Origin of the sequence: Pseudomonas sp. S60 (assembly GCF_016647865.1) — a bacterium.
GTDB classification, from domain to species: domain Bacteria; phylum Pseudomonadota; class Gammaproteobacteria; order Pseudomonadales; family Pseudomonadaceae; genus Aquipseudomonas; species Aquipseudomonas parafulva.
The window spans coordinates 61,244-85,104 of record NZ_JACVVH010000003.1; the positions used below are offsets into that span (position 1 = coordinate 61,244).

Genomic DNA, 23,861 nt, shown 5'->3' on the forward strand with positions numbered 1-23,861 from the left:
CCCGATCGGGCGGCGGGTGGTGTGTTCGCGAGTAGCAGCGTGATGCCTGCAGGGCAGGGCGGTCATGCCATGAGTCGAGCCCCGTCAGGCTCGTGGATGCTGGTGAAACCAGCCCTGAACCGAGGTGGGTTGCAGGGGAGTGGACGTCTCCGGGGGGCATAAGGTTCCCATCTGAGGCGGCATTTGGCCAGCGCCCATTTCCCTTGCGGTTGCCAATTCCCTAAGCCTTTCACAGCGCTATAGCCCTTAAATATTGAGCTGTGAGGGTGCTCGCGCCCCCAGATAAAAAACTCATTCGGGAGGTTACTCAATGCTTGTTCATGACTATGACCGCTCCTTCGTCGCCCACGTGGCATGCTCGACACCGGGCTTGGAGGGGTTTCTGGATTGCGCAAAATTGGTAGTGCGCGGTGGGGAGGCGGCGCGCGTCGCCGATGACTGGCTGGTTGTGTCGTCACTGGTTGGCCGTGAACCTCACCGGTTCTGGTTCCGGTGCATGGTGGACGAAGCCAGGGGGCGTCGATACTACGACATCCAGTCCTGGAGCCGCCGTACAGGGCGGGACTTCAACTCGAAAAAACGCTACTTGGACCGTAATGGCAATGACTACGGTTGCCTGTACGATGAAAAGGTCGCAGATGAGCGATTATGGAAGGTGATGGCCCTGAACGAGCAAGGAGCCCTCGCAGGTATGGATCGCAGCTTGCAACCGGGTGATCACGTCGCAGCCCGTATCTGGACGCGGACTACCAACCTGGAGCTGTGCGCAACCGAGCGCGAGCACGTGGCAGATCATTGGTTCGCCTGTGCTCGCGCAGGTGAGGGTGAACCGCTCGACTTGCAGATCCGTATTACCGATATCGGTGAAGAACTACTGGACGACCATTGAGCCGCAACCGGCCTGTCGCCTGAACAGGCGGCACGCCGGTGCTTTGGCCCGCCTGTGAATTCGGGTATGATACTGCCCCTTTTCGATCCCAAGTCAGGCGATTTCCCATGACCAACCAGGCCGCCGAAGTCGCGAAGCGCCGCACTTTCGCAATCATTTCCCACCCCGACGCCGGTAAGACCACCATCACCGAGAAGCTGCTGCTGATGGGCAAGGCCATCTCCGTCGCCGGTACCGTGAAGTCGCGCAAGTCCGACCGCCACGCAACCTCCGACTGGATGGAAATGGAGAAGCAGCGTGGTATCTCCATCACTACCTCGGTGATGCAGTTCCCGTACCGCGAGCACATGATCAACCTGCTCGACACCCCCGGCCACGAAGACTTCTCGGAAGACACCTACCGTACCCTCACCGCGGTCGACTCGGCGCTGATGGTGCTTGACGGCGGTAAAGGCGTCGAGCCGCGCACCATCGCCCTGATGGATGTGTGCCGGCTGCGTGACACCCCCATCGTCAGCTTCATCAACAAACTCGACCGCGACATCCGCGACCCGATCGAACTGCTGGACGAGATCGAGGCGGTGTTGAAGATCAAGGCCGCGCCGATTACCTGGCCGATCGGTTGCTACCGCGACTTCAAGGGTGTGTACCACCTCACCGGCGATTACATCGTGGTGTACACGCCGGGCCACGGCCACGAACGCACTGAAGCCAAGATCATCCAGCAACTGGACTCCGACGAAGCCCGTGCCCACCTGGGCGATCAGTACGATGGGTTCGTCGAGCAGCTTGAGCTGGTGCAGGGCGCCTGCCATGAGTTCAACCAGCAGGAGTTCATCGACGGCCAGCTCACGCCGGTGTTCTTCGGTACCGCGCTGGGCAACTTCGGTGTGGACCATGTGCTGGACGCCGTGGTCGACTGGGCGCCGCGCCCGCTGGGCCGGGTGGCACACGAGCGCACCGTGGAGCCGGTGGAAGAGAAGTTCACCGGTTTTGTGTTCAAGATCCAGGCGAACATGGACCCGAAACACCGGGACCGCATCGCCTTCATGCGCATCTGCTCGGGCAAGTACGAAAAGGGCATGAAAATGCGCCATGTGCGCACCAACAAGGACCTGCGTATCGGTGATGCGCTGACGTTCTTCTCCTCCGAGCGTGAACAGCTGGAAGAGGCCTTTGCCGGCGACATCATCGGCCTGCACAACCACGGCACCATCCAGATCGGCGACACCTTCACCGAAGGCGAGGCGCTGGGCTTCACCGGCATCCCGCACTTCGCCCCGGAGCTGTTCCGCCGCGTGCGCCTGAAAGACCCGCTGAAGTCCAAGCAGTTGCGCCAGGGCCTGCAGCAGCTGGCGGAAGAAGGCGCCACCCAGGTGTTCTTCCCCGAGCGCAGCAACGACATCATCCTGGGCGCCGTGGGTGTGCTGCAGTTTGATGTGGTGGCCAGCCGTTTGAAGGAAGAATACAAGGTCGAGTGCGCCTACGAGCCCATCACCGTCTGGTCGGCGCGCTGGATCACTTGTGACGACAAGAAGAAGCTCGAGGACTTCCAGAACAAGGCCATGGAAAACCTGGCCATCGACGGGGGTGGTCACCTGACCTACCTGGCACCGACTCGGGTCAACTTGGCACTGATGGAAGAGCGCTGGCCTGACATCAAGTTCCGCGCTACCCGCGAGCACCACTGACAGCAGCCACAAGCCTCAAGCTGCAAGCTACAAGAAGAAGCGGACCTGTGTCGGGCCGCACTGCTTGCAGCTTGCAGCTTGTGTGGCTTGCAGCCGCTGTCAATTGCCGGCCTTGATGCTGGTCCATATCCGGGTGCGGATGCGGTCGATCTTGGCGGGCATGGCCTCCAGGGCGTAGAGCTTGCCCATCACCGCTTCGCTTGGGTAGATCATGCTGTTGCCCTTCAGGGCCGGGTCCACCAGGCCGTCAGCGTTCAGGTTGCCATTGGCGTACTGCACATGGTTGCTGATGTTGGCCATCACCTGCGGCTCCAGCAGGTAGTTCATGTAGGCATACCCTGCCTTTTCATCCGGTGCATCGGCCGGCATTGCCACCATGTCGAACCACAGCGGGGCTCCCTCCTTCGGGATCGAGTAGCCGACCTTTACCCCGTTATGCGCTTCCTCTGCGCGGTTCTTGGCCTGCAGTACATCCCCCGAGAAGCCCACCACGACGCAGATATCACCATTGGCCAGGTCGCCGGTGTACTTCGATGAATGGAAGTAGCTGATGTAGGGCCGTACCTGCATCAGCAGCGCCTTGGCCTTGTCGTAGTCCGCCGGGTTCTGGCTGTGGTGGGGCAGGCCGAGGTAGTGCAAGGCGATTGGCAGCAGCTCCGGGCCGTTGTCCAGCACCGCCACGCCGCACTGCTTCAACTTGCTCATGTACTCAGGCTTGAAAATCAGGTCCCAGGAGTCGACCGGTGCATTGTCACCAAGCACGGCCTTGACCTTGTCGATGTTGTAGCCGATGCCGGTACTGCCCCACAGGTACGGGAAGCCATACTGGTTGCCTGGGTCATTGACCTCCAGTGCCTTGAGCAGCACCGGGTTGAGGTTTTTCCAGTTGGGCAGCTGGGACTTGTCCAGGCGCTTGAGTGCCTTGCCCTGGATTTGCCGGGCCATGAAGTGGTTGGAAGGGAACACCACGTCGTACCCGGAATTGCCCGTCATCAACTTGCCGTCCAGGGTCTCGTTGCTGTCGTACACGTCATAGGTGGGCACGATGCCGGTGGCTTGCTGGAAGTTCTTCAGGGTGTCGGGGGCGACGTAGCTGGACCAGTTGTAGATCTTTACCGTTTCGGCGGCACCGGCCACGCTGGCGGCCAGCATCAGGGGGGCGATCAGGAGTGTGCGCATGTCGGGTTTACCTTGCTTTGTCTGTTGTTATCGAAGGCAGGCGATCAGCGGATCAGAAAATAAGCACGTACGTCTTGCGCACGGTTTCCTGGATGTCCCAGGTGCCGGTGCTGTTGGCCGGTAGCATCAGTGCGTCTCCGGCTTCTATCACCAAGGGCTCGCCACCGTCGGGGGTGAAGGTGCAGCGGCCTTTGATGAAATGGCAGAACTCTTGCTGCACGATCTGCCGCCTCCAGCGGCCCGGGGTGCATTCCCAGATACCGGTCTCCACCCCGTCGCTGCGTTCCACGCAGGTTACCGAGGTGACCGCCACCGGTTCGCCGAGCGGCACCGCCACCGGGTTGCTGGTTTGCAGCACAGCCGTGTCTGTCTGTTTGAACTGGGTGATGCTCATGAACGAGGTCCTGTCTGGGTGTAGGGAAGTCAGTGCATAAAGCCTTCCATGAAGTCCGCAAGGTGGCTGGCCAGGCGCCGGCGCCAAGGCGGGGTAGCCGGGTTGGCGAGGGTACGGTCCTCGTGGACGAAACTCTGGATGATGGCGTTGTAGCCCAGCCAGCGGCAGGGTTCGGGCGGCCAGCTGGCCAGGCTGGCGAGCGGGCGGTTGTCGTGCACCCAGGGCTGGCCGGTGAGGGCGTTGTGCTGGTTCAGAATCAGCGCCGCCAATGTGCGACCGCCCAGGTTGGTGGCCCCCACGCCCTCACCGCCATACCCGCCCGCCAGGGCAATGCCACGCTGGCGGTCGCACAGCATGTGCGGGCGGAAACGCCGGGCCATGCCCAGGTTGCCGCCCCAGGTGTGGGTAATGCGCGCGTGCTGCAACTGCGGGAACAGGTCGCTGAACAGGTAGCGGCGCAGTTCCACTTCATGGGCTTGGAGGTTGAAGTCGTCCCGCAGCCTGCCGCCAAAGCGGTAGCCGCCCCGTGCGCCGAAAACCAGGCGGTTGTCGGTGGTGCGCTGGCCATAGGTGACCTGGCGGCTGCCTTCGCTGAATGCCTGCCCCCGGTCCAGGCCGATTTCATCCCACGTGGTGTCGGGTAGCGGCTCGGTGGCGACCAGCAGGCTCTGTACCGGCAGTTGATGCTTGCCCAGCGGTGGCAGGCTGGCAGCATAGCCTTCCACTGCCGGCACGATCCACTGGCAGCGGATGCGTGCCAGGGGCGTGCTGACCTCGCCCGACCGCCAGTCAAGCGCGGGCGTGTTCTCATAAATAGGCACCCCCAGGGCTTCTACAGCACGGGCAAGGCCGCGGGCCAGCTTCGCCGGTTGGATGGTGGCGGTGTGCGGGCTGTAGATGGCGCCATAGGCATTGCTGATACGCACCTGGGCGTCCAGCTGCTCGGGGCTTAGCCACCGGTAGTCGTCCTCGGTCATGCCTTGGCGATACAGGTCGTCGAGGTAGGCGCGCAGGCTGCGCTCCTGCTCGGGGTAGCGGGCGGCGCAGTACAGCACGCCCCCCTTGCGGTAGTCGCAATCGATGCCCTCACGCTGCAGCACGGTACCGACCTCGTCGGGAATGGCGTGCAGCAGGTTGATGCTGGCCCGGCGTTGTTGCGGCGAGAGGCTCGCCAGCAGGCGGTCCTCACCCAGCAGGTTGCCCATCAGCCAGCCGCCATTGCGCCCTGACGCGCCGAAGCCGGCGATGTTGGCCTCGATCACCACGATGTTCAGCTGCGGCGCCTGGCGCTTGAGGTAATAGGCGGTCCACAGGCCGGTGTAGCCGGCGCCGATGATGCACACGTCTGCCTCGAGGCTCTCGCGCAGGGCCGGGCGAGCGCACAGCGGCTCGTCAAGCTGGTCCATCCACAAGCTCAGGCTGCGCAGGGGTTGCATTGGGGCGGGCTCCACATCCGGCGGGGTATGTGGCGATCCTAGTGGCGAACCCCGGCGGTTGTCTTACGTGCGTGCACGCAGGGAAATCTGCTTCAGGTACGCCTTGGGCGTAAGGCCGGTGTGTTCGCGGAAGCATTTATAGAACGCCGACAGCGAGTTGAAACCGGCGTTGAACGCCAGGTCGTCGATGGGCGTGGTGGCGCTGTCCTCGTCCAGGGTCGCCATCAGGTGATGCAGGCGCGCCTGGTTCACATAGCGGTAAAAGCTTTGCCCCAGCACTTGGTTCAGCAGGTAGGAGATCTGGTTGCGGCTGTAGCCGCTGGCGTTGGCCACCTGCTGCAGGTCCAGTTCCGGGTCCAGATAGGGGCGATGCCCCTGGAAGTAATGCTCCAGGTCCTGGGCCATGGTCGACAGCTGGCGGGGTGAAAGGCCCAGGCGGCTGGTGGCCGGGCGTAAACCACCGCCGCTGTGGGGGCTGCCGCCCTGGCGCACCAGGGTAGCGTATTCATTCACCCGCCAGATCAGCCCGTCCCGGACCGTGATCGCTTCGCTGGACTGGAACGCCACCAGCCCATCCCCCCCTTGCACGGTGACTTGGTACTGGATGAATGCGGTACAGCCGTCAACGCGTATCCGGTCGCTGTGCACGATGTCTTCCCCGGTCGCGTGGGGCAGGCAGGCGCGCACGTAGTCGCGCAGGTCCTGGTACCCCAGCACGCGGTTCTGGAAGAAGTCGTGGTACTGGACATCGGGGTGATACAGGGCAAGCACGCCATCGAGGTCACGGTACTTCCAGCACAGGTGGTAGCGCAGGACGGTATCGGCAGTGAGCGGCGTCTGGGCCGGGCCATCGGGTAGGGTCATGGGCAAATGATGCCTCGTCGCCCGGCTTGCCACAAGAATGCAGAACACCTGACCCCAGCAGCCCATTCGCGCATTTTGCACGATGAAAAAATGGCGTTTTTTTATAAGTGCTTGATTTGTATAGACGTCATTTTTTGTGACAACTGGCACAGCCGCTGCAACGTTTACTGCGCGAATGGACTTCTCGCTAACAACATACAGGCGAACACATCATGATCCCCTCTGCCGACTACTCCGTTGTCGATACACAAAGCCGCTCAGGTGTTTCCTGGGCGGCGATCTTCGCTGGCGCCGCTGCTGCAGCCGCCGTATCTCTCATACTGGTGGTGCTGGGTGCGGGGCTTGGCTTTGCGGCCACCTCGCCCTGGGCCAATGAGGGGGCAAGCGCGAAAGCCTTGGGCATTTCCACCATTGTCTGGTTGTTGGTGACGCAGATCATCGCTTCCGGCCTGGGTGGCTACCTGGCCGGTCGCCTGCGCGTCAAATGGGCGAACCTGCATGGCGATGAAGTGTATTTCCGTGACACTGCGCATGGCTTCCTGTCCTGGGCTGTCGCCACGCTGGTGGCGGCCATGCTGATACTGGGCACCGCAGGCAACCTGGTAGGTGCCGGCGCCAGTGCTGCGTCGCAGGCAGCAGGTGTAACGGTAGCGGCAGGCGGTGCCGCGGCTTCGCAAGCCTCTGACGACTCCCTGGGCTACTTCGTTGATGGCCTGTTCCGTGGCGAAGGCCCGGCACCGGTCAGCGATGACGCTGCCAATGGTGTAGCGGCCCGCATTCTGGCCAAGGGTGCTGCCGGTGACGGTGCGCTGGCCCCGGAAGACCGCGCCTACCTGGCACAGCTGGTGGCTCAACGTACCCGCATGACCCAGGCTGAAGCTGAAGCCCGTGTTGATCAGGTGATGGCTCAGATCCAGCAGCTCAAGACCGACGCCAAGCAGGCGGCCGACACCGCTGCCAAAGTGGCCGCATGGACTGCCCTGTGGACCTTCGTCGCCCTGCTGTGCGGCGCCTTCTTCGCCAGCGTCGCCGCCCTGTACGGTGGCCGTCGCCGCGATCACGTGCAGTGGGTTGAAGGCGACTACGTCGCTCACCGCACCATTCAACGATAAGCAAGGAGAATAACTATGCGCTCGATTCTACTGTGGATGCTGGGTATCCCAATTCCAATCATCATTCTTATCGCATTGTTCGTGCACTGATCGCTGCACTGACAACATGCACTGAATACAAAAGGGCCGCTGCAAGCGGCCCTTTTGTTTTTGCCTGGCGGCCTGAACCGGCGGCCTGATTCGTTACAGGAACTGCTCGGCGTAGTGGCACGCCACCTGCCGCGTGCCTACCTGCCGGAACCCTGGCAGTTCCTTGCTGCACCGGTCTGTGGCATAGGGGCAGCGCTTGTGGAACGCGCAGCCCTCAGGCGGGTTCAACGGGTTGGGCAGTTCACCGGCAATGCGGATGCGCGGCTTGAGCGGGTCCGGGTGGATAGCCGGTGTGGCTGACAACAGTGCCTGGGTGTAAGGGTGCAACGGCTTTTCGTAGATGTCGGCCTTGGGCCCCATTTCTGCCGGCCGGCCCAGGTACATCACCAGCACCTGGTCCGCCACGTGCCGCACCACCGCCAGGTTGTGCGAGATGAACACATAGCCGGTACCGAACTGCTGCTGCAGGTCCATGAACAGGTTCAGCACCTGGGCCTGGATCGACACGTCCAGTGCCGAGGTCGGCTCGTCCGCCACCAGCACCTTGGGTTGCAGCATCATTGCCCGGGCCAGGGCGATGCGCTGGCGCTGGCCACCGGAGAACATGTGTGGATAGCGCTGGTAGTGCTCCGGGCGCAGGCCCACCTGTTCCATCATCTTCTGCACTTTTTCACGGCGCTCGGCTTTGCTCAGCGACGTGTTGATCAGCAGCGGCTCGGCCAGCTGATCACCAATCTTCTGGCGTGGGTTCAGCGACGCGTAGGGGCTCTGGAACACCATCTGCACATCGCGCCGCAGCTGCTTGCGCTCGGCCTTGCTGGCGCCGTTGACCTCGGTGCCGGCAATCTGCAGGGAGCCGGAGGTGGGTTGCTCGATCAGGGTCAGCGCACGGGCCAGGGTCGACTTGCCACAGCCGGACTCGCCCACCACTGCCAGGGTCTGGCCGGCTTCCAGCTCGAACGACACACCGTTCAGTGCACGTACCAGGGCATGGCCCTTGAACAGCCCGCGAGACACTTCGTAATGCCGGGTCAGGTCCCGGGCGGATAGAACGACGGCCATCACGCCACCTCCTGGTTCAGCGGGTAGAAGCAACGGGCTTGGCTGTGGGCCTTGGCCTCCAGGGCCGGGCGTTGTTGTCGGCAGTTGTCCTGTACATAGGGGCAGCGGGGCGACAGCAGGCAGCCCTGTGGCCGGTCATAGCGGCCAGGCACGATGCCGGGCAGCGTGGCCAGCCGCTCGGCGCCGGCGCTGTGCTCGGGGATCGCTGCCAGCAGCGCCTCGGTGTAGGGGTGGGCCGGGATGTCGAACAGTTCCGGCACCTGGCCCACCTCCACGGCCTGGCCTGCGTACATCACGCACACGCGCCGGGCCGTTTCGGCAACCACCGCCAGGTCGTGGGTAATCAGGATCAGCGCCATGTTGCGCTCCTGCTGCAGGTTCACCAGCAGCTCCATGATCTGCGCCTGGATGGTCACGTCCAGGGCCGTGGTGGGTTCGTCGGCAATCAGCAGTTTCGGCTCGCCGGCAATGGCCATGGCGATTGCCACCCGCTGGCTCATACCGCCCGACAGCTGGTGAGGGTAGGCATCCAGGCGGCTTTCTGCGGCCGGGATCTCGACCTTGTTCAGCAACTCGAGGGCACGCTGGCGCGCCGCCTTGCCCTTCAGGCCCAGGTGCTGGCGCAGCACTTCTTCAATCTGGTAGCCCACGGTGTAGCTGGGGTTGAGGGCGGTCATCGGGTCCTGGAAGACCATGGCGATGTCCTTGCCCACCACCTTGCGCCGCTGGCGGCCGCTGAGGGTGAGCATGTTGGTGCCGTCGAAGGTCAGGGCGTCGGCGGTAATGCGCCCGGGGGCGTCGATCAGCCCCATCAGGGCCATCATGGTCACCGACTTGCCAGAGCCGGACTCGCCGACGATGGCCAGGATTTCCCCGGCCTGCACGCTCAGGTCCAGGCCGTCGACCACGGGCACCGCATTGGCGTCGCCAAAGCGCACGTTGAGGTTGTTGATTTGCAACAGTGACATGGGCGTGCTCCTCAGGCGGCGTTCTTGAGTTTCGGGTCCAGCGCATCGCGCAGGCCGTCGCCCATCAGGTTGATTGCCAGCACGCTGAGCAAAATGGTCAGGCCGGGCAGGCTCACCACCCACCAGGCGCGCTCGATGTAGTCGCGGGCAGAAGCGAGCATGGTGCCCCACTCAGGCGTGGGTGGCTGGACACCCAGGCCAAGGAAGCCAAGGGCTGCCGCGTCGAGAATGGCTGAAGAAAAACTCAGCGTGGCCTGCACGATCAGCGGGGCCATGCAGTTGGGCAGTACGGTGACGAACATCAGCCGCCCCAGCCCGGCACCGGCCAGGCGCGCAGCGGTGACGTAGTCCCGGTTCAGTTCGCCCATGACGGCGGCGCGGGTCAGGCGTACGTACGAAGGCAGCGACACGATGGCGATGGCAATCACGGTGTTGATCAGCCCAGGGCCGAGTATGGCGACGATGGCCACCGCCAGCAGCAGCGAGGGCAAGGCCAGCATCACGTCCATCAGGCGCATGATCGAGGGGCCGAGCAGCTGCGGGAAGAACCCGGCCAGCAGGCCCAGCAGGATGCCCGGGATCAGCGACATCACCACCGACGACAGGCCGATCAGCAGCGACAGCCGCGCACCCTGGATCAGCCGCGAAAGCAGGTCGCGGCCCAGTTCGTCGGTGCCCAGGATGAACTGCCAGGTGCCGCCTTCAAGCCATACCGGCGGCGTTAGCAGAAAGTCGCGGTACTGTTCGCTGGGGTCATGCGGCGCGACCCAGGGTGCGAACAGTGCGCAGAACACCACCACGCACATGAATGCCAGGCCCATCACTGCGCCTTTGTTACGGGCGAAAGCCTGCCAGAATTCCTTGTAGGGCGAGGGGTAGAGCAGGCTGTGGTCTACCGGGCTTGCCGGCGACACGGGTTTTGCAATCGGGTTGTTCATGGCGTGGCCCTCAGCGCTGATGACGGATGCGTGGGTTGGCCAGGCCGTAGAGGATATCCACCACGAAGTTGACCAGAATCACCAGGCAGGCGATCAACAGGATGCCGTTCTGGACCACGGGGTAGTCACGGGCGCCGATGGCTTCGATCAGCCATTTGCCGATGCCCGGCCAGGAGAAGATGGTTTCGGTCAGCACCGCACCGGCCAGCAAGGTACCCACCTGCAGACCGAACACCGTGAGCACCGGGATCAGCGCGTTGCGCAAACCGTGCACGAACACCACGCGGGCCGGTGACAGGCCCTTGGCGCGGGCGGTGCGCACGTAGTCTTCGCGCAGCACTTCCAGCATCGAGGAGCGGGTCATGCGCGCGATTACCGCCAAGGGGATGGTGCCCAGCACGATGGCCGGCAGAATCAGGTGCATCACGGCATCCTTGAACGAGCCTTCTTCGTCGCTGAGCAAGGTGTCGATGAGCATGAAGCCGGTTTTGGGCTCGATGTCGTACAGCAGGTCGATACGCCCGGAAACCGGCGTCCAGCCCAGGCTCACCGAGAAGAACATGATCAGGATCAGGCCCCACCAGAAGATCGGCATGGAGTACCCCGCCAGGGACAGGCCCATCACCCCGTGGTCGAACAGCGAGCCGCGCTTGAGTGCGGCGATCACACCTGCCAGCAGGCCGACGATGCCGGCGAACAGCAGGGCGGCCATGGCCAGTTCCAGGGTGGCCGGGAACAGGGTCATGAACTCGCGCCACACGCTCTCGCGGGTACGCAGCGATTCACCCAGGTCGCCTTGGGCCAGCTTGCCCACGTAGTCCAGGTACTGGGCCGGCAGCGGCTTGTTCAGGCCCAGGCGTTCCATGGCCTGGGCGTGCATTTCCGGGTCGACCCTGCGCTCGCCCATCATCACTTCCACCGGGTCGCCGGGGATCAGGCGTATCAGCGCGAAGGTCAGCAGCGTGATACCAAAAAACGTCGGTATCAGCAGGCCAAGGCGCCGGGCAATAAAACTCAACATCGTCGGGGTACCTCATCAGGCCGTGGGGCTGGCCGCCCTCACGGCAATGCCGCCGGTCCCCGTCTGGGTTGCCGGCGGTCGTTGTTGTTCTACTTCACCTTGGTGGTAGCGAAGTTGTTGGTGGTCAGGGGGCTGATCACATAGCCCTCCACGTTGTCACGCATGGCGGTGAACACCTTGGGGTGGGCCATGCTGATCCAGGGTTGGTCGTCATCGTACACCTTCAATGCCTCGCTATAGAGCGTTGCACGCTCGTCGTTGTCGATCACCTCGCGGGCGCGGGTAATCAGTTGCTGGAATTTCGAGTTGCACCAGCGGGCATAGTTCTCGCCGTTCTTGGCCGCCTCGCAACTGAGCAACGGGGTAAGGAAGTTGTCCGGGTCGCCGTTGTCGCCGGCCCAGCCGCTGGACACAAGGTCTGCCTCGCCTTTTTTGGCCCTGCGCAGCATCTCGGCCCATTCCATGACGCGGATGTCGAGCTTCAGGCCGATCTGCGCCAGGTCAGCCTGCAGCATTTCGGCAGACAAGCGTGGGTTGGGGTTGGTGGGGCCGCCGCCGTTGCGGGTGAACAGCGTGATCACGGTGCCCTCCGGCACGCCGGCCTGGCGCAGCAGGGCACGTGCCTGGTCGAGGTCGCGGGGCAGGTTATGGTTGGTGGTGTTGTAGCCCATCATGGTCGGCGGGTAGGGGTTCACCGCCACCAGCGCATTGCCCTTGCCGAACAGCTGGTCCACGTGGGTCTGGCGGTCGAAGGCCATGTTGATGGCCTTGCGCACGCGCACGTCGCTCAGGTACGGGTGCTGGGTGTTCATGGCGATGTAGCCGGTGACCAGCGCTTCGGTCTGCGCCACCTTCAGGTTGGGGTCCTTGATGATTGACGGCACGTCATCCGGTTTGGGGTAGAGCGCCACCTGGCATTCGTTGGCACGCAGTTTTTGCAGGCGCACGTTGCTGTCGGTGGCAATGGCGAAGATCAGCGCGTCGGCAGGCGGCTTGCCGCGGAAGTAGTCAGGGTTGGGCTTGAAGCGCACCTGGGCGTCCTTGTTATAGCGCTGGAAGATGAACGGGCCGGTACCGACGGGCTTGCTGTTGAGCTCGGCGGTTTTGCCGGCCTTGAGCAGCTGGTCGCCGTACTCGGCGGAATAGATGGAGGTGAAGGCCATGGCCATGTCCCGCAAGAACGGCGCTTCTGGGCGGGTGAGGGTGATGACTACGGTATGGTCGTCTGTCTTTTCCACCGATTTGAGCAATTGCTTGAAGGCCATGCTTTCGAAGTACGGGAAGCCGATGCTGGTCTTGTCGTGCCACGGATGGGCCGGGTCGAGCTGGCGACGCAGGCTCCACAGCACGTCATCGGCATTGAAGTCGCGGGTGGGGGTGAAGTAGCCGGTGGTGTGGAATTTCACCCCCTGGCGCAGGTGGAAGGTATAGGTCAGGCCGTCGGCAGACACCTCCCATCGCTCGGCCAGCGATGGCTGGATGTCGGTGGTGCCAGGCTTGAACTCGACCAGGCGGTTGAACAGTGTTTCGGAGGCTGCATCGAAGGTGACGGCGGTGGTGTACTGCACCACGTCGAAGCCTTCCGGGCTGGCTTCGGAGCATACCACCAGTGGTTTGGCCGCCAGCTGCGCGGTGGCGCCCATTATCATTGCGGCCACTGCCAGGCGCAGTGCCAGTGATCTGTTGACTACCTTGTGCATGGGTTGATGTCTCCCTGCGTGACTGATTCCAGCGTAGCTGCCCCGGCCCGCCAGGAAGCCGGCCGGGGCGGCTGCGGTCAGAGGATGTTGAACGGAATGGTGGTGACGACCCGGAACTCGTCCAGGCTGCCGTCGCCCTGGGCCTTGCTGGCCCGGTGCGTGGTGTAGGTGGCGCGGATACTGGTGTCTTTCAGCGGCCCGCTCTGCACCGCATAGCTGGTGCCGATACCCCACTCGTAATGGGTTTCGCCATCCAGGCCCCTCACGTCGTAGGCGGTGCCTCGGTAGTGGGTGCCGTCAATGCCCCAGCCGCGCGCGTTGTACAGGTTGAACTTGAGGCCTGGCACGCCGTAGGGCGCCATGTTCAGCACATAGGACAGCTGCAGCGACTTCTCGTTGGGGCCGTTGAAGTCCGACAGCAGCGAGTTGGCCAGGTAGATGCCATTGGTTTCGTGCAGATAGTCGAAGTACTCGTTGCCGTTGACCTGCTGCCAGGAGGCCGTCAGGGTGTGCGCCTGGTGCGTCAGGCCCAGCGACAGGCTGTAGGTATCGTTGTCGATCTGCCCCATCTTGCGGCTGCCGGCGTCCTTGGTCTTGTAGTAGTTCAAGCCGGTGGTCAGGCTTAGCACCCCGCTGTCGCCAAGCACATGGCTGGCGCCGAAGTAGTACTGGTTCCAGAAGTCGTCCACCTTGGTGGCGTACAGGCTGGTGGTCAGGCTCTTGAAGGGCTGGTAGTTGATGCCGGTGGTACTGGCGCGGTCGGTTTCCACGCCCAGGGCGCCGTACTCGCTGCGAAACTTGCTCAGGCTCTGCTCGGTGCGCGGCGATACCCGGTCGAAGGTGCCCACGTCGAACGTCAGGTTCTCGAACTCGGCGCTGTGCAGAAAGGCACCCTGAAAGCTCGACGGCAGGGCCCGGTTGCCGATGAAGGCGATCATCGGGGTGTCTACGGACTGGCGGCCCAGGGTAAGGGTGGTGTTGGACACCCGCGCCTTGACGTTGCCCAGGCCGAGCTTGCTCCACTGCCCCAGCGGGTCGCCATCGCTGTGGGTGAGGGTACGGTTGTTGGGCCCGGCGATGGCCTGGCGGCTTTGCTGCAGGGCGATGGCATTGTAGCCAGCAGCTTCCACGGCGAAGCCCACGGTGCCCTGGGTAAACCCGGAGCTGTAATTGAGGATGCTACCCTGCACCCAGTTCTCGCGGCTGTGTGTCGGGTGGCGGGTGCCGTCGCCTTTGTAGTACTTCCACAGCGGCGCGCGGGCGGCACGCTCACGGGCGTACCAGTTGCGCGTGCTGCCAGACAGGCTCTGGCCTTCCAGAAAGCCGCTGGCCTGGCTCTGCTCATTGCCTGAGGCAAGTGTGAGCGGTTGGTAGGCCTGGCTTTGCGGCTCGGCCTGGGCCACGGTGGTTGCGGCACCAATCGCTAGGGCGAGTGCGCTTGAAGTGAACAGTCTCACGTTGGAAGCTCCTTTTCATTTCTAGTTATTGCCGGCCTCGTGGGCCGGGTGGTTGCAGCGGTGTTGCCTGGGGCGCCATGGGATCGCCATGGCTGAAACAGGGCTTTACGCCTGCTGCGCAGGCCCGCCTTGCAGGTCCCTCCCCCCTGCAGGGCGGCGCGGCCGACGGCGCGTCAGTCGACGCTCACGCCAGAAAAGTTGTTGCGGCCGAATGGGCTCACCTTGAACCCGCTCACCTGGGTGCTCAGGGGCTGGTTGACGGTTGAATGGGCGACGGGGGTGATGGGCACCTGTTGCTTGAGCCGCTGTTGGGCCTGCTGGTACAGCGTGGTGCGCTGGGCTGGGTCGGTGACCTGCTTGGCACGCTTGACCAGGCTGTCGTACTGCGGGTCGCACCACAGCGAGTAGTTGTTGCTGCCGATGGCATCGCAGCTGTAGAGCGTGCCCAGCCAGTTGTCCGGGTCGCCGTTGTCGCCGGTCCAGCCGATCAGGGCCACGTCGTGCTCACCACTCTTGAGGCGTTTGACGTACTCGCCCCACTCGTAACTGACGATGCGCACCTTGAAGCCCAGCTTGCTCCAGTCCGCCTGCAGCATCTCGGCCATCAACTTGGCGTTAGGGTTGTAGGGGCGCTGCACGGGCATGGCCCACAGGGTGATTTCGGTACCGGGTGCCACCTTGGCCTGCTCCAGCAGTTGCCGGGCTTTTTCCGGGTCGTAGGGGGCGTCCTTGATGCGCTCGTCATACGACCACTGGGTAGGCGGCATGGCATTGACCGCCCGCTGCCCGGCCTCCTGGTACACCGCCTGCAGGATGGCCTGCTTGTTCACCGCCATGTCCATGGCCTGGCGTACTTCCAGGCGGTCAAAGGGTGGATGCTGGGTGTTATAGGCGATGTAGCCCAGGTTGAAGCCTGCCTGCTGCATGACCTGCAGCTTGCTGTCCTGGCGCAGCGCTGGCAGGTCGGCCGGGCGTGGGTGCAGGGTGACCTGGCATTCGTTGCGGCGCAGCTTCTGGATCCGCACCGACGGGTCGACGTTGATCGAGAACACCAGGTTGTCGAGCTTCACGTTTTCCGGCGCCCAGTAGCTCTGGTTGCCCTTGTAGCGAATCTGCGAGTCCTTCTGGTAGCGCTGGAACACGAACGGGCCGGTACCGATAGGGTGCTGGTTGATGTCGCTGGGGCGGCCGCTTGCCAGCAATTGTTCGGCGTACTCGGCAGACAGAATGGAGGCAAAACTCATGGCCAGGTTCTGGATGAACGCCGCATCGACCGTGTTCAGGGTGAACACCACGGTCATCGGGTCGGTCTTTTCGACGCGGGCGATGTTCTTGTCCAGGCCCATGCTGACGAAGTAAGGGAACTCGGTGGGGTAGGCCTTGCGAAACGGGTGAGCCTTGTCGTGCATGCGGTTGAAGGTGAACAGCACGTCATCGGCGTTGAAGTCGCGGCTGGGGGTGAACCCCTTGTTGCTGTGAAACTTCACCCCTTCGCGCAGGTGGAAGGTGTAGCGCAGGCCATCATCGGAAACCTCCCAGTGGGTGGCCAGCGCCGGCTGCACCGCGGTGGCGCCGCGTTCGAACTCCACCAGGCGGTTATAGAGGGGCTCGGCGGCATCGTTGTCGGTAGCCGTGGTGTATTGGGCGGTATCGAAACCGGCAGGGCTGCCCTCGGAGCAGAACACCAGGTTGCGGGCCTGCAGCGCAGGGGAAAGGCCCAGCACGCCCAGGGCGAGCAGGGTGGTGAAGCAGGTAGCGTTACGCATGGCAAATCCTTGTGCGTCAGGGTTGCACCGCCGTGTGGCAGGAATGGCGGCAACAGTTCGTCGACCCCGCAGCCAGAGGCGGCCGGGCAACACGTTGACTAGCGGAAAACCCGGGCACCCGATGCTGGCGGGTGCCCGATCAGGCTATTGGTCCACGCTGACGCCGTAGAACGCGTTCAGCGAGAAGGGGCTGATCTTGAAGCCCTTCACCTTGGCGCTCATGGGTTGGTAGACGGTGGAGTGGGCGATCGGGGTGATCGGCACCTGCTCCTTGAGGATGTGCTGGGCCTGTTTGTACAGCTCGGTACGTTTGGCCTGGTCGGGGGTGGCCTTGGCCTGTTTGATCAGGTCGTCGTAAGGCTTGTAGCACCATTTCGAGAAGTTGTTGCCGTCGACCGCATCGCAGCCGTACAGGGTGCCCAGCCAGTTGTCCGGGTCGCCGTTGTCGCCGCTCCAGCCAATCAGCATGGCGCCCTGTTCGCCGCCTTTGGAGCGCTTGATGTATTCGCCCCACTCGTAGCTGACGATCTTGGCCTTGATGCCGATCTTGGCCCAGTCTGACTGGAGCATCTCGGCCATCAGCTTGGCGTTGGGGTTGTAGGGGCGCTGCACGGGCATGGCCCACAGGGTGATTTCGGTGCCGTCCTTGATGCCTGCTTCTTTCAGCAGTTGCTTGGCTTTTTCCGGGTCGAAGGGGGCGTCCTTGATAGTGGTGTCATACGACCACTGGGTTGGCGGCATGGCGTTGACCGCCAGCTGGCCGGCGCCCTGGTACACCGACTCGATGATTTTCTGCTTGTCCACAGCCATGTCCAGCGCCTGACGCACCTTCAGCTGGGCCAGCGGGTTGGGCTCGTTGCTGCCCTTTACCTTGTCCATCACGTTGTAGGCGATGTAGCCGAGGTTGAAACCGGCCTGGTGGGGCATCTGCAGGTTCTTGTCGGCCTTCAGCGGCTCGATGTCGGCGGGGCGGGGGAACAGGGTGACCTGGCATTCGTTCTTCTTCAGCTTCTGCATGCGCACCGAAGCGTCAGTGGTGATGGCGAAGATCAGGTTATCGATCTTCACGTCATCAGGTTGCCAATAGTCCTTGTTGCCCTTGAAGCGGATCTGCGCGTCCTTCTGGTACTTGCTGAACACGAACGGGCCGGTGCCGATGGGCTTCTGGTTGATGTCGGCCGGCTTGCCCTGCTTGAGCAACTGGTCGGCGTACTCGGCCGACTGAATGGAAGCAAAGCTCATGGCCAGGTTCTGGATGAACGCGGCGTCGACGTCGTTGAGGGTGAACTTGACCGTGTGTTCGTCCAGTTTCTCCACCTTGGCGATGTTCTTGTCCATGCCCATGTCGGTGAAATAGGGGAACTCGGTGGGGTACGCCTTGCGGAACGGCTGGTCCTTGTCGAGCATGCGGTTGAACGTGAACAGCACGTCGTCGGCGTTGAAGGGCCGGCTGGGCTTGAAGTAGTCAGTGGTATGGAACTTCACGCCTTCGCGCAGGTGGAAGGTATAGGCCTTGCCGTCGTCGGACACCTCCCAGCGGGTGGCAAGGCCCGGCACCACTGCAGTGCCACCGCGCTCGAATTGGGTCAGGCGGTTGAACATGGTCTCGGCCGACGCATCGAAGTCGGTCCCGGTGGTGTATTGCCCCGGGTCGAACCCGGCCGGGCTGCCCTCCGAACAGAACACCAGGTTGGACGCGGCCAGTGCTGACGGTGCGCCGGTGAGCATGCCTGCGCCTAGCAGGAACGGAATGACTGCATGTTTGAGCATGATGGCCTCATTGTTGTCATTGTTCGGATGAGGTGGCCTCGTGAGCCGACCTGCGGATACTCATGCACGGCTGATTGCCAATGCAACAGGCACAAGGATAGATGGCACCAGAAAGGTAGTACGGCCGTACATGGATGTCGCATTCATGTAACTTTAGGCGAAGTTAAACGTTTGCGTTGGCAAAATGATGGCGTTTTTCGGATTATTTCTGCGCAGGGAATGATGTAGGACACATCTCAAATATGTGTAGGACAGGGCTGATATGTGCACCCAGACACGCAAAAGCCCGATCGCATTCACGACCGGGCCCCTGTTTACAGCGCGCTGCCTTCAGGGCATTTGCACCTCGATCAGGCCATCGGCGTTCATGCTGACTTCGCTGGTGCCGGCCTCGATGTCTGGCGCGGGTGCTGCTTCGTCAGCCGCCATGGCTTTCATCGCCATCGGTGCGCTGCGCAGGTACGGGCGTGGATAGCCGCTGCTGTTGAGGTTCAGGTTGACCACTTTGTAACCGGTACCGCCCAGGGCTTCGGTGGCCAGTTGCGCACGTGCCTTGAAGGCATCCACCGCATCCTTGAGCAGGGCGTCCTCGCTGGCTTTGCGGGTAGCCGGGGCGATGGAGAAGTCCATGCCGCCCATTTTCAGGTCCTGCAGCAGGTCGGCGGTCAATTGGGACAGGGCGGGGAAGTCAGCGCTTTCCAGGCGCAGTTCGGCGCGCTCGCGCCAGCCGGTGATCTTCTGGCCCTTGGTGTCGTAAACGGGGTAGCTGTTACGGCTGCCCTGGCTGATCTTGACGTCCTTGACCTGGCGCGACTGCTGCACGGCCTTGTTCATGGTTTCGGTGATCTGCTTGGCAAGCTTGCCTGGGTCGGTGTTCTGCGCTTCGCTGTACAGGGTCACGACCATCAGGTCGCGCGCCACTTCCTTGCTGACTTCGGCGCGCAGCGAGACCTGGTTGAAGCGCGGCTCATCGGCGGCCAGGGCCGGCAGGCTGGCGAGCAGACCACAGGACAGCAGAAGGGCGGCGCCGCGACGTTGAATTTGCATAAGGTGCTCCTTGGCAGAGAAAGGCGTGGGGTGTGGCCATCCATTCCACGCATGGCAGTCAGACCGGAAAACAGTGTAGTGGGTTCAGCGGTGCCATCGGCAACCTGTGACAAAGTGTGGCGCTTTGCCGCATTGCTGCAGCGAGGCGCCCGGCTTCGGTATACTCCAGCCGATTTTCTGGAGCACTCATCAGGAGAGCTCATGCTCGCCGCCGTACAACCGCTGTCCGCTACCCGCCAGAACCTCTGGCGCCTGACTGTCATCCGGGTTCTGGTCCTGGCCGCCCAGGCGGGTTCCGTGGGCGTGGCCTACTGGACCGAACTGCTGCCGCTGCCCTGGCTGTCGTTGGCTGGCACCTTGGCCTTGTCCTCGTTGCTGTGCGCGTTCACGGCCCTGCGCCTGCGCTTGTCGCTCCCGGTCACCGAACTGGAATACGCCCTGCAACTGGCCTGCGACCTGCTGATCCACAGTGCGCTGCTGTATTACTCAGGCGGTTCCACCAACCCGTTCGTGTCGTATTACCTGGTGCCTCTGGCGATCGCGGCGGTGACGCTGCCCTGGCTGTACTCGCTGATACTGTCCGGCATCGCGCTGACCGCCTACAGCCTGCTGCTGGTGCAGTTTTACCCGCTGGAAGGCCTGCCCCTGGCGCGGGACAAGATGCAGGTGTACGGCATGTGGCTGAGCATTGCCTTGGCCGCTGCGGTGATCACCTTCTTTGCCGCACGCATGGCCGAAGAGCTTCGGCGCCAGGAGCAACTGCGTTCCGAGCGGCGCGAAGAAAGCCTGCGCGACGAGCAATTGCTGGCGGTGGCTACCCAGGCTGCCGGCGCGGCCCACGAACTGGGCACGCCGCTGGCGACCATGAGTGTGCTGCTGAACGAAATGCGCCAGGACCACCACGACCCGCTGCTGCAGGAAGACCTGCAGATCCTTCAGGACCAGGTAAAGCTGTGCAAGCAGACCTTGCAGCACCTGGTGCGCGCTGCTGAAGCCAATCGGCGCCTGGCGCTGGTTGAGCAGGACGTGACCGCCTGGCTGGACGAGGCGCTGAACCGCTGGCACCTGATGCGCCCCGAAGCCAGCTACCGCTTCCAGCGCCTGCGCGATGGCCAGGTGCCCCGCCTGACCCCACCGCCAGACCTGACCCAGGCGTTGCTGAACCTGCTGAACAATGCTGCCGATGCCTGCCCCGATGACCTGGAAGTGCGCCTGGACTGGGACGCCCAGGACATCGTCATCAGCATCCGCGACCATGGCCCGGGTGTGCCACCGGCCATTGCCGAAGCCATTGGCAAACCTTTCATCACCACCAAGGGCAAGGGTTTTGGCCTGGGCCTGTTCCTGAGCAAGGCCAGCGTGACCCGTGCGGGTGGTTCGGTGAAACTCTATAGTCATGATCAAGGTGGCACCCTGACCGAATTGCGCCTGCCCCACGGCACGCGAGGAGAAGAAAGATGAGCGAAGAAAACCAGGTCGAAAGCGAAGAGCTGCCCCACCTGTTGCTGGTGGATGACGACGCCACCTTCACCCGGGTGATGGCCCGGGCCATGAGCCGTCGTGGCTTCCGGGTGAGCACCGCAAGCTCTGCCGAAGAGGGCCTGGTGCTGGCCCAGCAGGACCTGCCGGACTACGCCACCCTGGACCTGAAAATGGAAGGCGACTCGGGGCTGGTGTTGCTGCCCAAGCTGCTGGCCCTGGACCCGGAGATGCGCGTGGTGATCCTGACCGGTTATTCCAGCATCGCCACAGCGGTGGAAGCCGTGAAGCGCGGTGCCTGCAATTACCTCTGCAAGCCGGCCGATGCTGACGATGTACTGGCGGCGCTGCTGTCGGAGCACACCGACCTGGACACCCTGGTGCCGGAAAATCCCATGTCGGTCGACCGTTTGCAGTGGGAGCACATCCAGCGCGTGCTCAATGAGCACGAGGGCAATATCTCGGCCACCGCACGCGCCCTGGGCATGCACCGCCGTACCCTGCAACGCAAGCTGCAGAAGCGCCCCGTCCGCCGCTGAGTCGCTGCCCCTAGTTGGCGCGCGCCATGCACGCGCCGACCGGTGTATCATTAGCCGCCTAACGGTAACCCCCACCCGGATGGTGCGCGCATGCTTGCCCTTCTCGTCCAGACGCTGAACATTACGGCGCCTGTCTTTGCCATGCTGTTCATGGGCGTGCTGCTGCGGCGCATCAACCTTATCGACGACAACTTCAACCGTGTTGCCTCACAGCTGGTGTTCAACGTCTGCATGCCCGCGTTGCTGTTTCTGGGCATCTACCACGCCGACCTGGCCGCCGCAGTAAAACCAGGCGTGATGCTCTACTTCGTGATTGCCACCCTGGTCGGGTTTGCCATCGCCTGGGGCATGGCAGTATGGCGCAGCCCGGTGGCAGACCGTGGTATCTACACCCAGGGTGCGTTTCGCGGCAATAACGGCGTCATCGGCCTGGCCCTGGCAGCAAGCCTGTATGGGGACTACGGCATTTCTCTGGGGGCAGTGCTCGCCGGGCTGGTCATCCTCATGTACAACTCGCTGTCGGCGGTGGTGCTGGCGGTCTACAGCCCAGACCTCAAGTCCGATCCGTGGAGCATCTGCAAGAGCATCTTCAGGAACCCGCTGATCATCAGCGTGCTGGTGGCTACCCCCATGGCCTACGGCCAGGTACCGCTGCCCAACTGGTTGCTCACCTCGGGTGACTACCTGGCCCAGATGACCCTGCCGTTGGCGCTTATCTGCATTGGCGGCACCCTGTCGCTAACGGCGCTGCGCGACAGCGGCCGGCTGGCCATGGATGCCAGCCTGGTGAAAATGGTCTGGCTGCCGCTGGCCGGCACCCTGGGTGCGTGGCTGTGCGGTTTTCGTGGCGCCGAGTTGGGCATCCTGTTCCTGTACATCGGCAGCCCCACCGCTGCGGCCAGCTACGTGATGGCCAGGGCGGCCAATGGCAACCATGAACTGGCAGCCTCTATCATCGTGATTACTACGCTAATGGCGGCAATTACCACCAATATTGGTATTTTCATCTTGCAGTGGGGCGGATGGATCTAGATCCTTGGCCGACAACCAAAGCAATAACACTGCCCCACCAGCGAAAGGACACTTCATGCAAGACCAGAACAGGCCCGAGCAGTTACAGCGCGGGCTGAAGAACCGCCATATCCAGCTGATCGCACTGGGCGGCGCCATTGGCACCGGGTTGTTCCTGGGCATCGCCCAGACCATCCAGCTGGCCGGCCCCTCGGTGCTGCTGGGCTATGCCATCGCCGGCCTGATGGCCTTCCTGATCATGCGCCAGCTGGGTGAAATGGTAGTGGAGGAGCCGGTAGCCGGCAGCTTCAGCCATTTTGCCCACCGCTACTGGAGCGAGTTCGCAGGGTTCGTTTCAGGCTGGAACTACTGGGTGGTCTACGTGCTGGTGGGCATGGCAGAGCTGACCGCTGTGGGCATTTACGTGCAGTACTGGTGGCCAGGCTTCCCCACCTGGGCGACAGCGGCGATCTTCTTCGTGGTGATCAACCTGATCAACCTCACCCAGGTGAAGGTGTATGGCGAAATGGAGTTCTGGTTCGCCCTGATCAAGGTCGTGGCCATCCTCAGCATGATCGGCTTTGGCGCCTGGCTGTTGGCCAGCGGCACGGGCGGCCCGGATGCCAGTGTCGCCAACCTGTGGCAGTACGGCGGGTTCTTCCCCAATGGCGTCACCGGGCTGGTCATGGCCCTGGCCGTGATCATGTTCTCGTTCGGTGGCCTGGAGCTGGTGGGCATCACCGCTGCAGAAGCCGACAACCCGCGCCAGAGCATCCCCAAGGCCACCAACCAGGTGGTGTATCGCATCCTGATCTTCTACATCGGCGCGCTGGCCGTGCTGCTGTCGCTGTACCCGTGGCAGAAGGTGGTGCAGGGCGGTAGCCCCTTCGTGATGATCTTCCACAATGCCAACAGCGATGTGGTGGCCACCATCCTCAACGTCGTGGTGCTCACGGCAGCCCTGTCGGTCTACAACAGCTGCGTGTATGCCAACAGCCGCATGCTGTTTGGCCTGGCCAGCCAGGGTGATGCGCCGCGCCAGTTGCTCAAGGTCAGCCGCAGTGGCGTACCGCTTACAGCCCTGGGCGTGTCGGCACTGGCTACGGGCCTGTGTGTGGTGATCAACTACCTGATGCCGGGTGAAGCCTTTGGTTTGCTGATGGCCCTGGCGGTGTCGGCGCTGGTGATCAACTGGGCGAGCATCAGCATTACCCACCTGAAGTTCCGCAAGGCCAAGCTCGCAGCAGGGGTGACGCCGTTCTACAAGAGCCTGTGGCACCCGCTGAGCAATTACCTGTGCCTGGCGTTCATCGTGTTGATCTTGGTGGTGATGTACCTGACCCCGCCGATTCGCATTTCGGTGATGCTGATCCCGGCCTGGATTGCTGCGTTGTGGGTGGCGTTCAGGCTGAAAAAGGCTCGCCAGGCCAGCTAGGCAGGGCTGGCCT

General features: G+C 63.0%; 20 protein-coding genes. 7 read left to right on the forward strand and 13 right to left on the reverse strand.

Going from position 1 to position 23,861, the window contains the following annotated elements:
• The first annotated feature begins 310 nt into the window (after positions 1–310).
• A complete protein-coding gene (locus IAE33_RS02230) occupies positions 311–889 on the forward strand; it encodes a hypothetical protein (protein WP_201161917.1) in 579 nt (192 codons plus the stop codon).
• Positions 890–996: 107 nt separating this feature from the next.
• A complete protein-coding gene (locus tag IAE33_RS02235) occupies positions 997–2,580 on the forward strand; it encodes a peptide chain release factor 3 (protein WP_201161918.1) in 1,584 nt (527 codons plus the stop codon).
• 99 nt (positions 2,581–2,679) lie between these two features.
• On the opposite strand, the gene IAE33_RS02240 is transcribed toward IAE33_RS02235, so the two are convergent.
• The 4 genes from IAE33_RS02240 to IAE33_RS02255 form a co-directional block, all read right to left on the reverse strand.
• Entirely contained in the window at positions 2,680–3,759 is a 1,080-nt protein-coding gene (locus tag IAE33_RS02240) for a polyamine ABC transporter substrate-binding protein (RefSeq protein ID WP_201161919.1), read from the reverse strand.
• Between the two features lie 52 nt (positions 3,760–3,811).
• Positions 3,812–4,153, reverse strand: coding sequence for a cupin domain-containing protein (locus tag IAE33_RS02245; RefSeq protein WP_028631568.1), 342 nt, complete (start codon positions 4,151–4,153; stop codon positions 3,812–3,814).
• A gap of 29 nt (positions 4,154–4,182) precedes the next feature.
• Positions 4,183–5,589 carry an NAD(P)/FAD-dependent oxidoreductase gene (locus IAE33_RS02250; RefSeq protein ID WP_201161920.1) on the reverse strand — a complete coding sequence of 469 codons (1,407 nt, stop codon included), beginning with the start codon at positions 5,587–5,589 and terminating at the stop codon, positions 4,183–4,185.
• Between the two features lie 63 nt (positions 5,590–5,652).
• Positions 5,653–6,453: an AraC family transcriptional regulator gene (locus IAE33_RS02255; RefSeq protein WP_201161921.1), complete on the reverse strand. Its 801-nt coding sequence runs from the start codon at positions 6,451–6,453 to the stop codon at positions 5,653–5,655.
• 212 nt (positions 6,454–6,665) lie between these two features.
• On the opposite strand from IAE33_RS02255, the gene IAE33_RS02260 reads away from it, so the two are divergent.
• Positions 6,666–7,565: a hypothetical protein gene (locus IAE33_RS02260; RefSeq protein ID WP_028631565.1), complete on the forward strand. Its 900-nt coding sequence runs from the start codon at positions 6,666–6,668 to the stop codon at positions 7,563–7,565.
• 183 nt (positions 7,566–7,748) lie between these two features.
• Here the strand turns inward: IAE33_RS02260 and IAE33_RS02265 are convergent, their stop codons facing one another.
• The 9 genes from IAE33_RS02265 to IAE33_RS02305 form a co-directional block, all read right to left on the reverse strand.
• Positions 7,749–8,717 carry a peptide ABC transporter ATP-binding protein gene (locus IAE33_RS02265; RefSeq protein ID WP_201161922.1) on the reverse strand — a complete coding sequence of 323 codons (969 nt, stop codon included), beginning with the start codon at positions 8,715–8,717 and terminating at the stop codon, positions 7,749–7,751.
• Positions 8,717–9,685, reverse strand: a complete 969-nt coding sequence (locus IAE33_RS02270; RefSeq protein WP_028631563.1) for an ABC transporter ATP-binding protein — start codon at positions 9,683–9,685, stop codon at positions 8,717–8,719. The genes IAE33_RS02265 and IAE33_RS02270 overlap by 1 nt, the downstream gene beginning before the upstream one ends.
• A gap of 11 nt (positions 9,686–9,696) precedes the next feature.
• A complete protein-coding gene (locus IAE33_RS02275; RefSeq protein ID WP_028631562.1) occupies positions 9,697–10,623 on the reverse strand; it encodes an ABC transporter permease subunit in 927 nt (308 codons plus the stop codon).
• A gap of 10 nt (positions 10,624–10,633) precedes the next feature.
• Positions 10,634–11,644, reverse strand: coding sequence for an ABC transporter permease subunit (locus IAE33_RS02280; protein WP_028631561.1), 1,011 nt, complete (start codon positions 11,642–11,644; stop codon positions 10,634–10,636).
• An 89-nt stretch (positions 11,645–11,733) separates the two neighbouring features.
• Positions 11,734–13,344, reverse strand: coding sequence for an ABC transporter substrate-binding protein (locus tag IAE33_RS02285; protein WP_201161923.1), 1,611 nt, complete (start codon positions 13,342–13,344; stop codon positions 11,734–11,736).
• Positions 13,345–13,421: 77 nt separating this feature from the next.
• On the reverse strand, positions 13,422–14,801 hold the full coding sequence (locus IAE33_RS02290) for an OprD family porin (RefSeq protein WP_201161924.1): 1,380 nt from the start codon (positions 14,799–14,801) through the stop codon (positions 13,422–13,424).
• A gap of 173 nt (positions 14,802–14,974) precedes the next feature.
• Positions 14,975–16,567 carry an ABC transporter substrate-binding protein gene (locus IAE33_RS02295; protein WP_201161925.1) on the reverse strand — a complete coding sequence of 531 codons (1,593 nt, stop codon included), beginning with the start codon at positions 16,565–16,567 and terminating at the stop codon, positions 14,975–14,977.
• Between the two features lie 144 nt (positions 16,568–16,711).
• Positions 16,712–18,337: an ABC transporter substrate-binding protein gene (locus IAE33_RS02300; RefSeq protein WP_060482234.1), complete on the reverse strand. Its 1,626-nt coding sequence runs from the start codon at positions 18,335–18,337 to the stop codon at positions 16,712–16,714.
• Between the two features lie 330 nt (positions 18,338–18,667).
• Positions 18,668–19,384, reverse strand: a complete 717-nt coding sequence (locus IAE33_RS02305; protein WP_201161926.1) for an SIMPL domain-containing protein — start codon at positions 19,382–19,384, stop codon at positions 18,668–18,670.
• Positions 19,385–19,585: 201 nt separating this feature from the next.
• Here IAE33_RS02305 and IAE33_RS02310 point away from each other — a divergent pair, with 201 nt between their 5' ends.
• The 4 genes from IAE33_RS02310 to IAE33_RS02325 all read left to right on the forward strand — a co-directional run bounded on the left by IAE33_RS02310 (position 19,586) and on the right by IAE33_RS02325 (position 23,848).
• On the forward strand, positions 19,586–20,845 hold the full coding sequence (locus IAE33_RS02310; RefSeq protein ID WP_028631556.1) for an ATP-binding protein: 1,260 nt from the start codon (positions 19,586–19,588) through the stop codon (positions 20,843–20,845).
• A complete protein-coding gene (locus IAE33_RS02315) occupies positions 20,842–21,402 on the forward strand; it encodes a response regulator transcription factor (RefSeq protein ID WP_028631555.1) in 561 nt (186 codons plus the stop codon). The genes IAE33_RS02310 and IAE33_RS02315 overlap by 4 nt, the downstream gene beginning before the upstream one ends.
• A 90-nt stretch (positions 21,403–21,492) precedes the next feature.
• Positions 21,493–22,434, forward strand: a complete 942-nt coding sequence (locus tag IAE33_RS02320) for an AEC family transporter (protein ID WP_201161927.1) — start codon at positions 21,493–21,495, stop codon at positions 22,432–22,434.
• A 55-nt stretch (positions 22,435–22,489) separates the two neighbouring features.
• Positions 22,490–23,848 carry an amino acid permease gene (locus tag IAE33_RS02325; RefSeq protein ID WP_060482233.1) on the forward strand — a complete coding sequence of 453 codons (1,359 nt, stop codon included), beginning with the start codon at positions 22,490–22,492 and terminating at the stop codon, positions 23,846–23,848.
• The last annotated feature ends 13 nt before the right edge of the window (positions 23,849–23,861 follow it).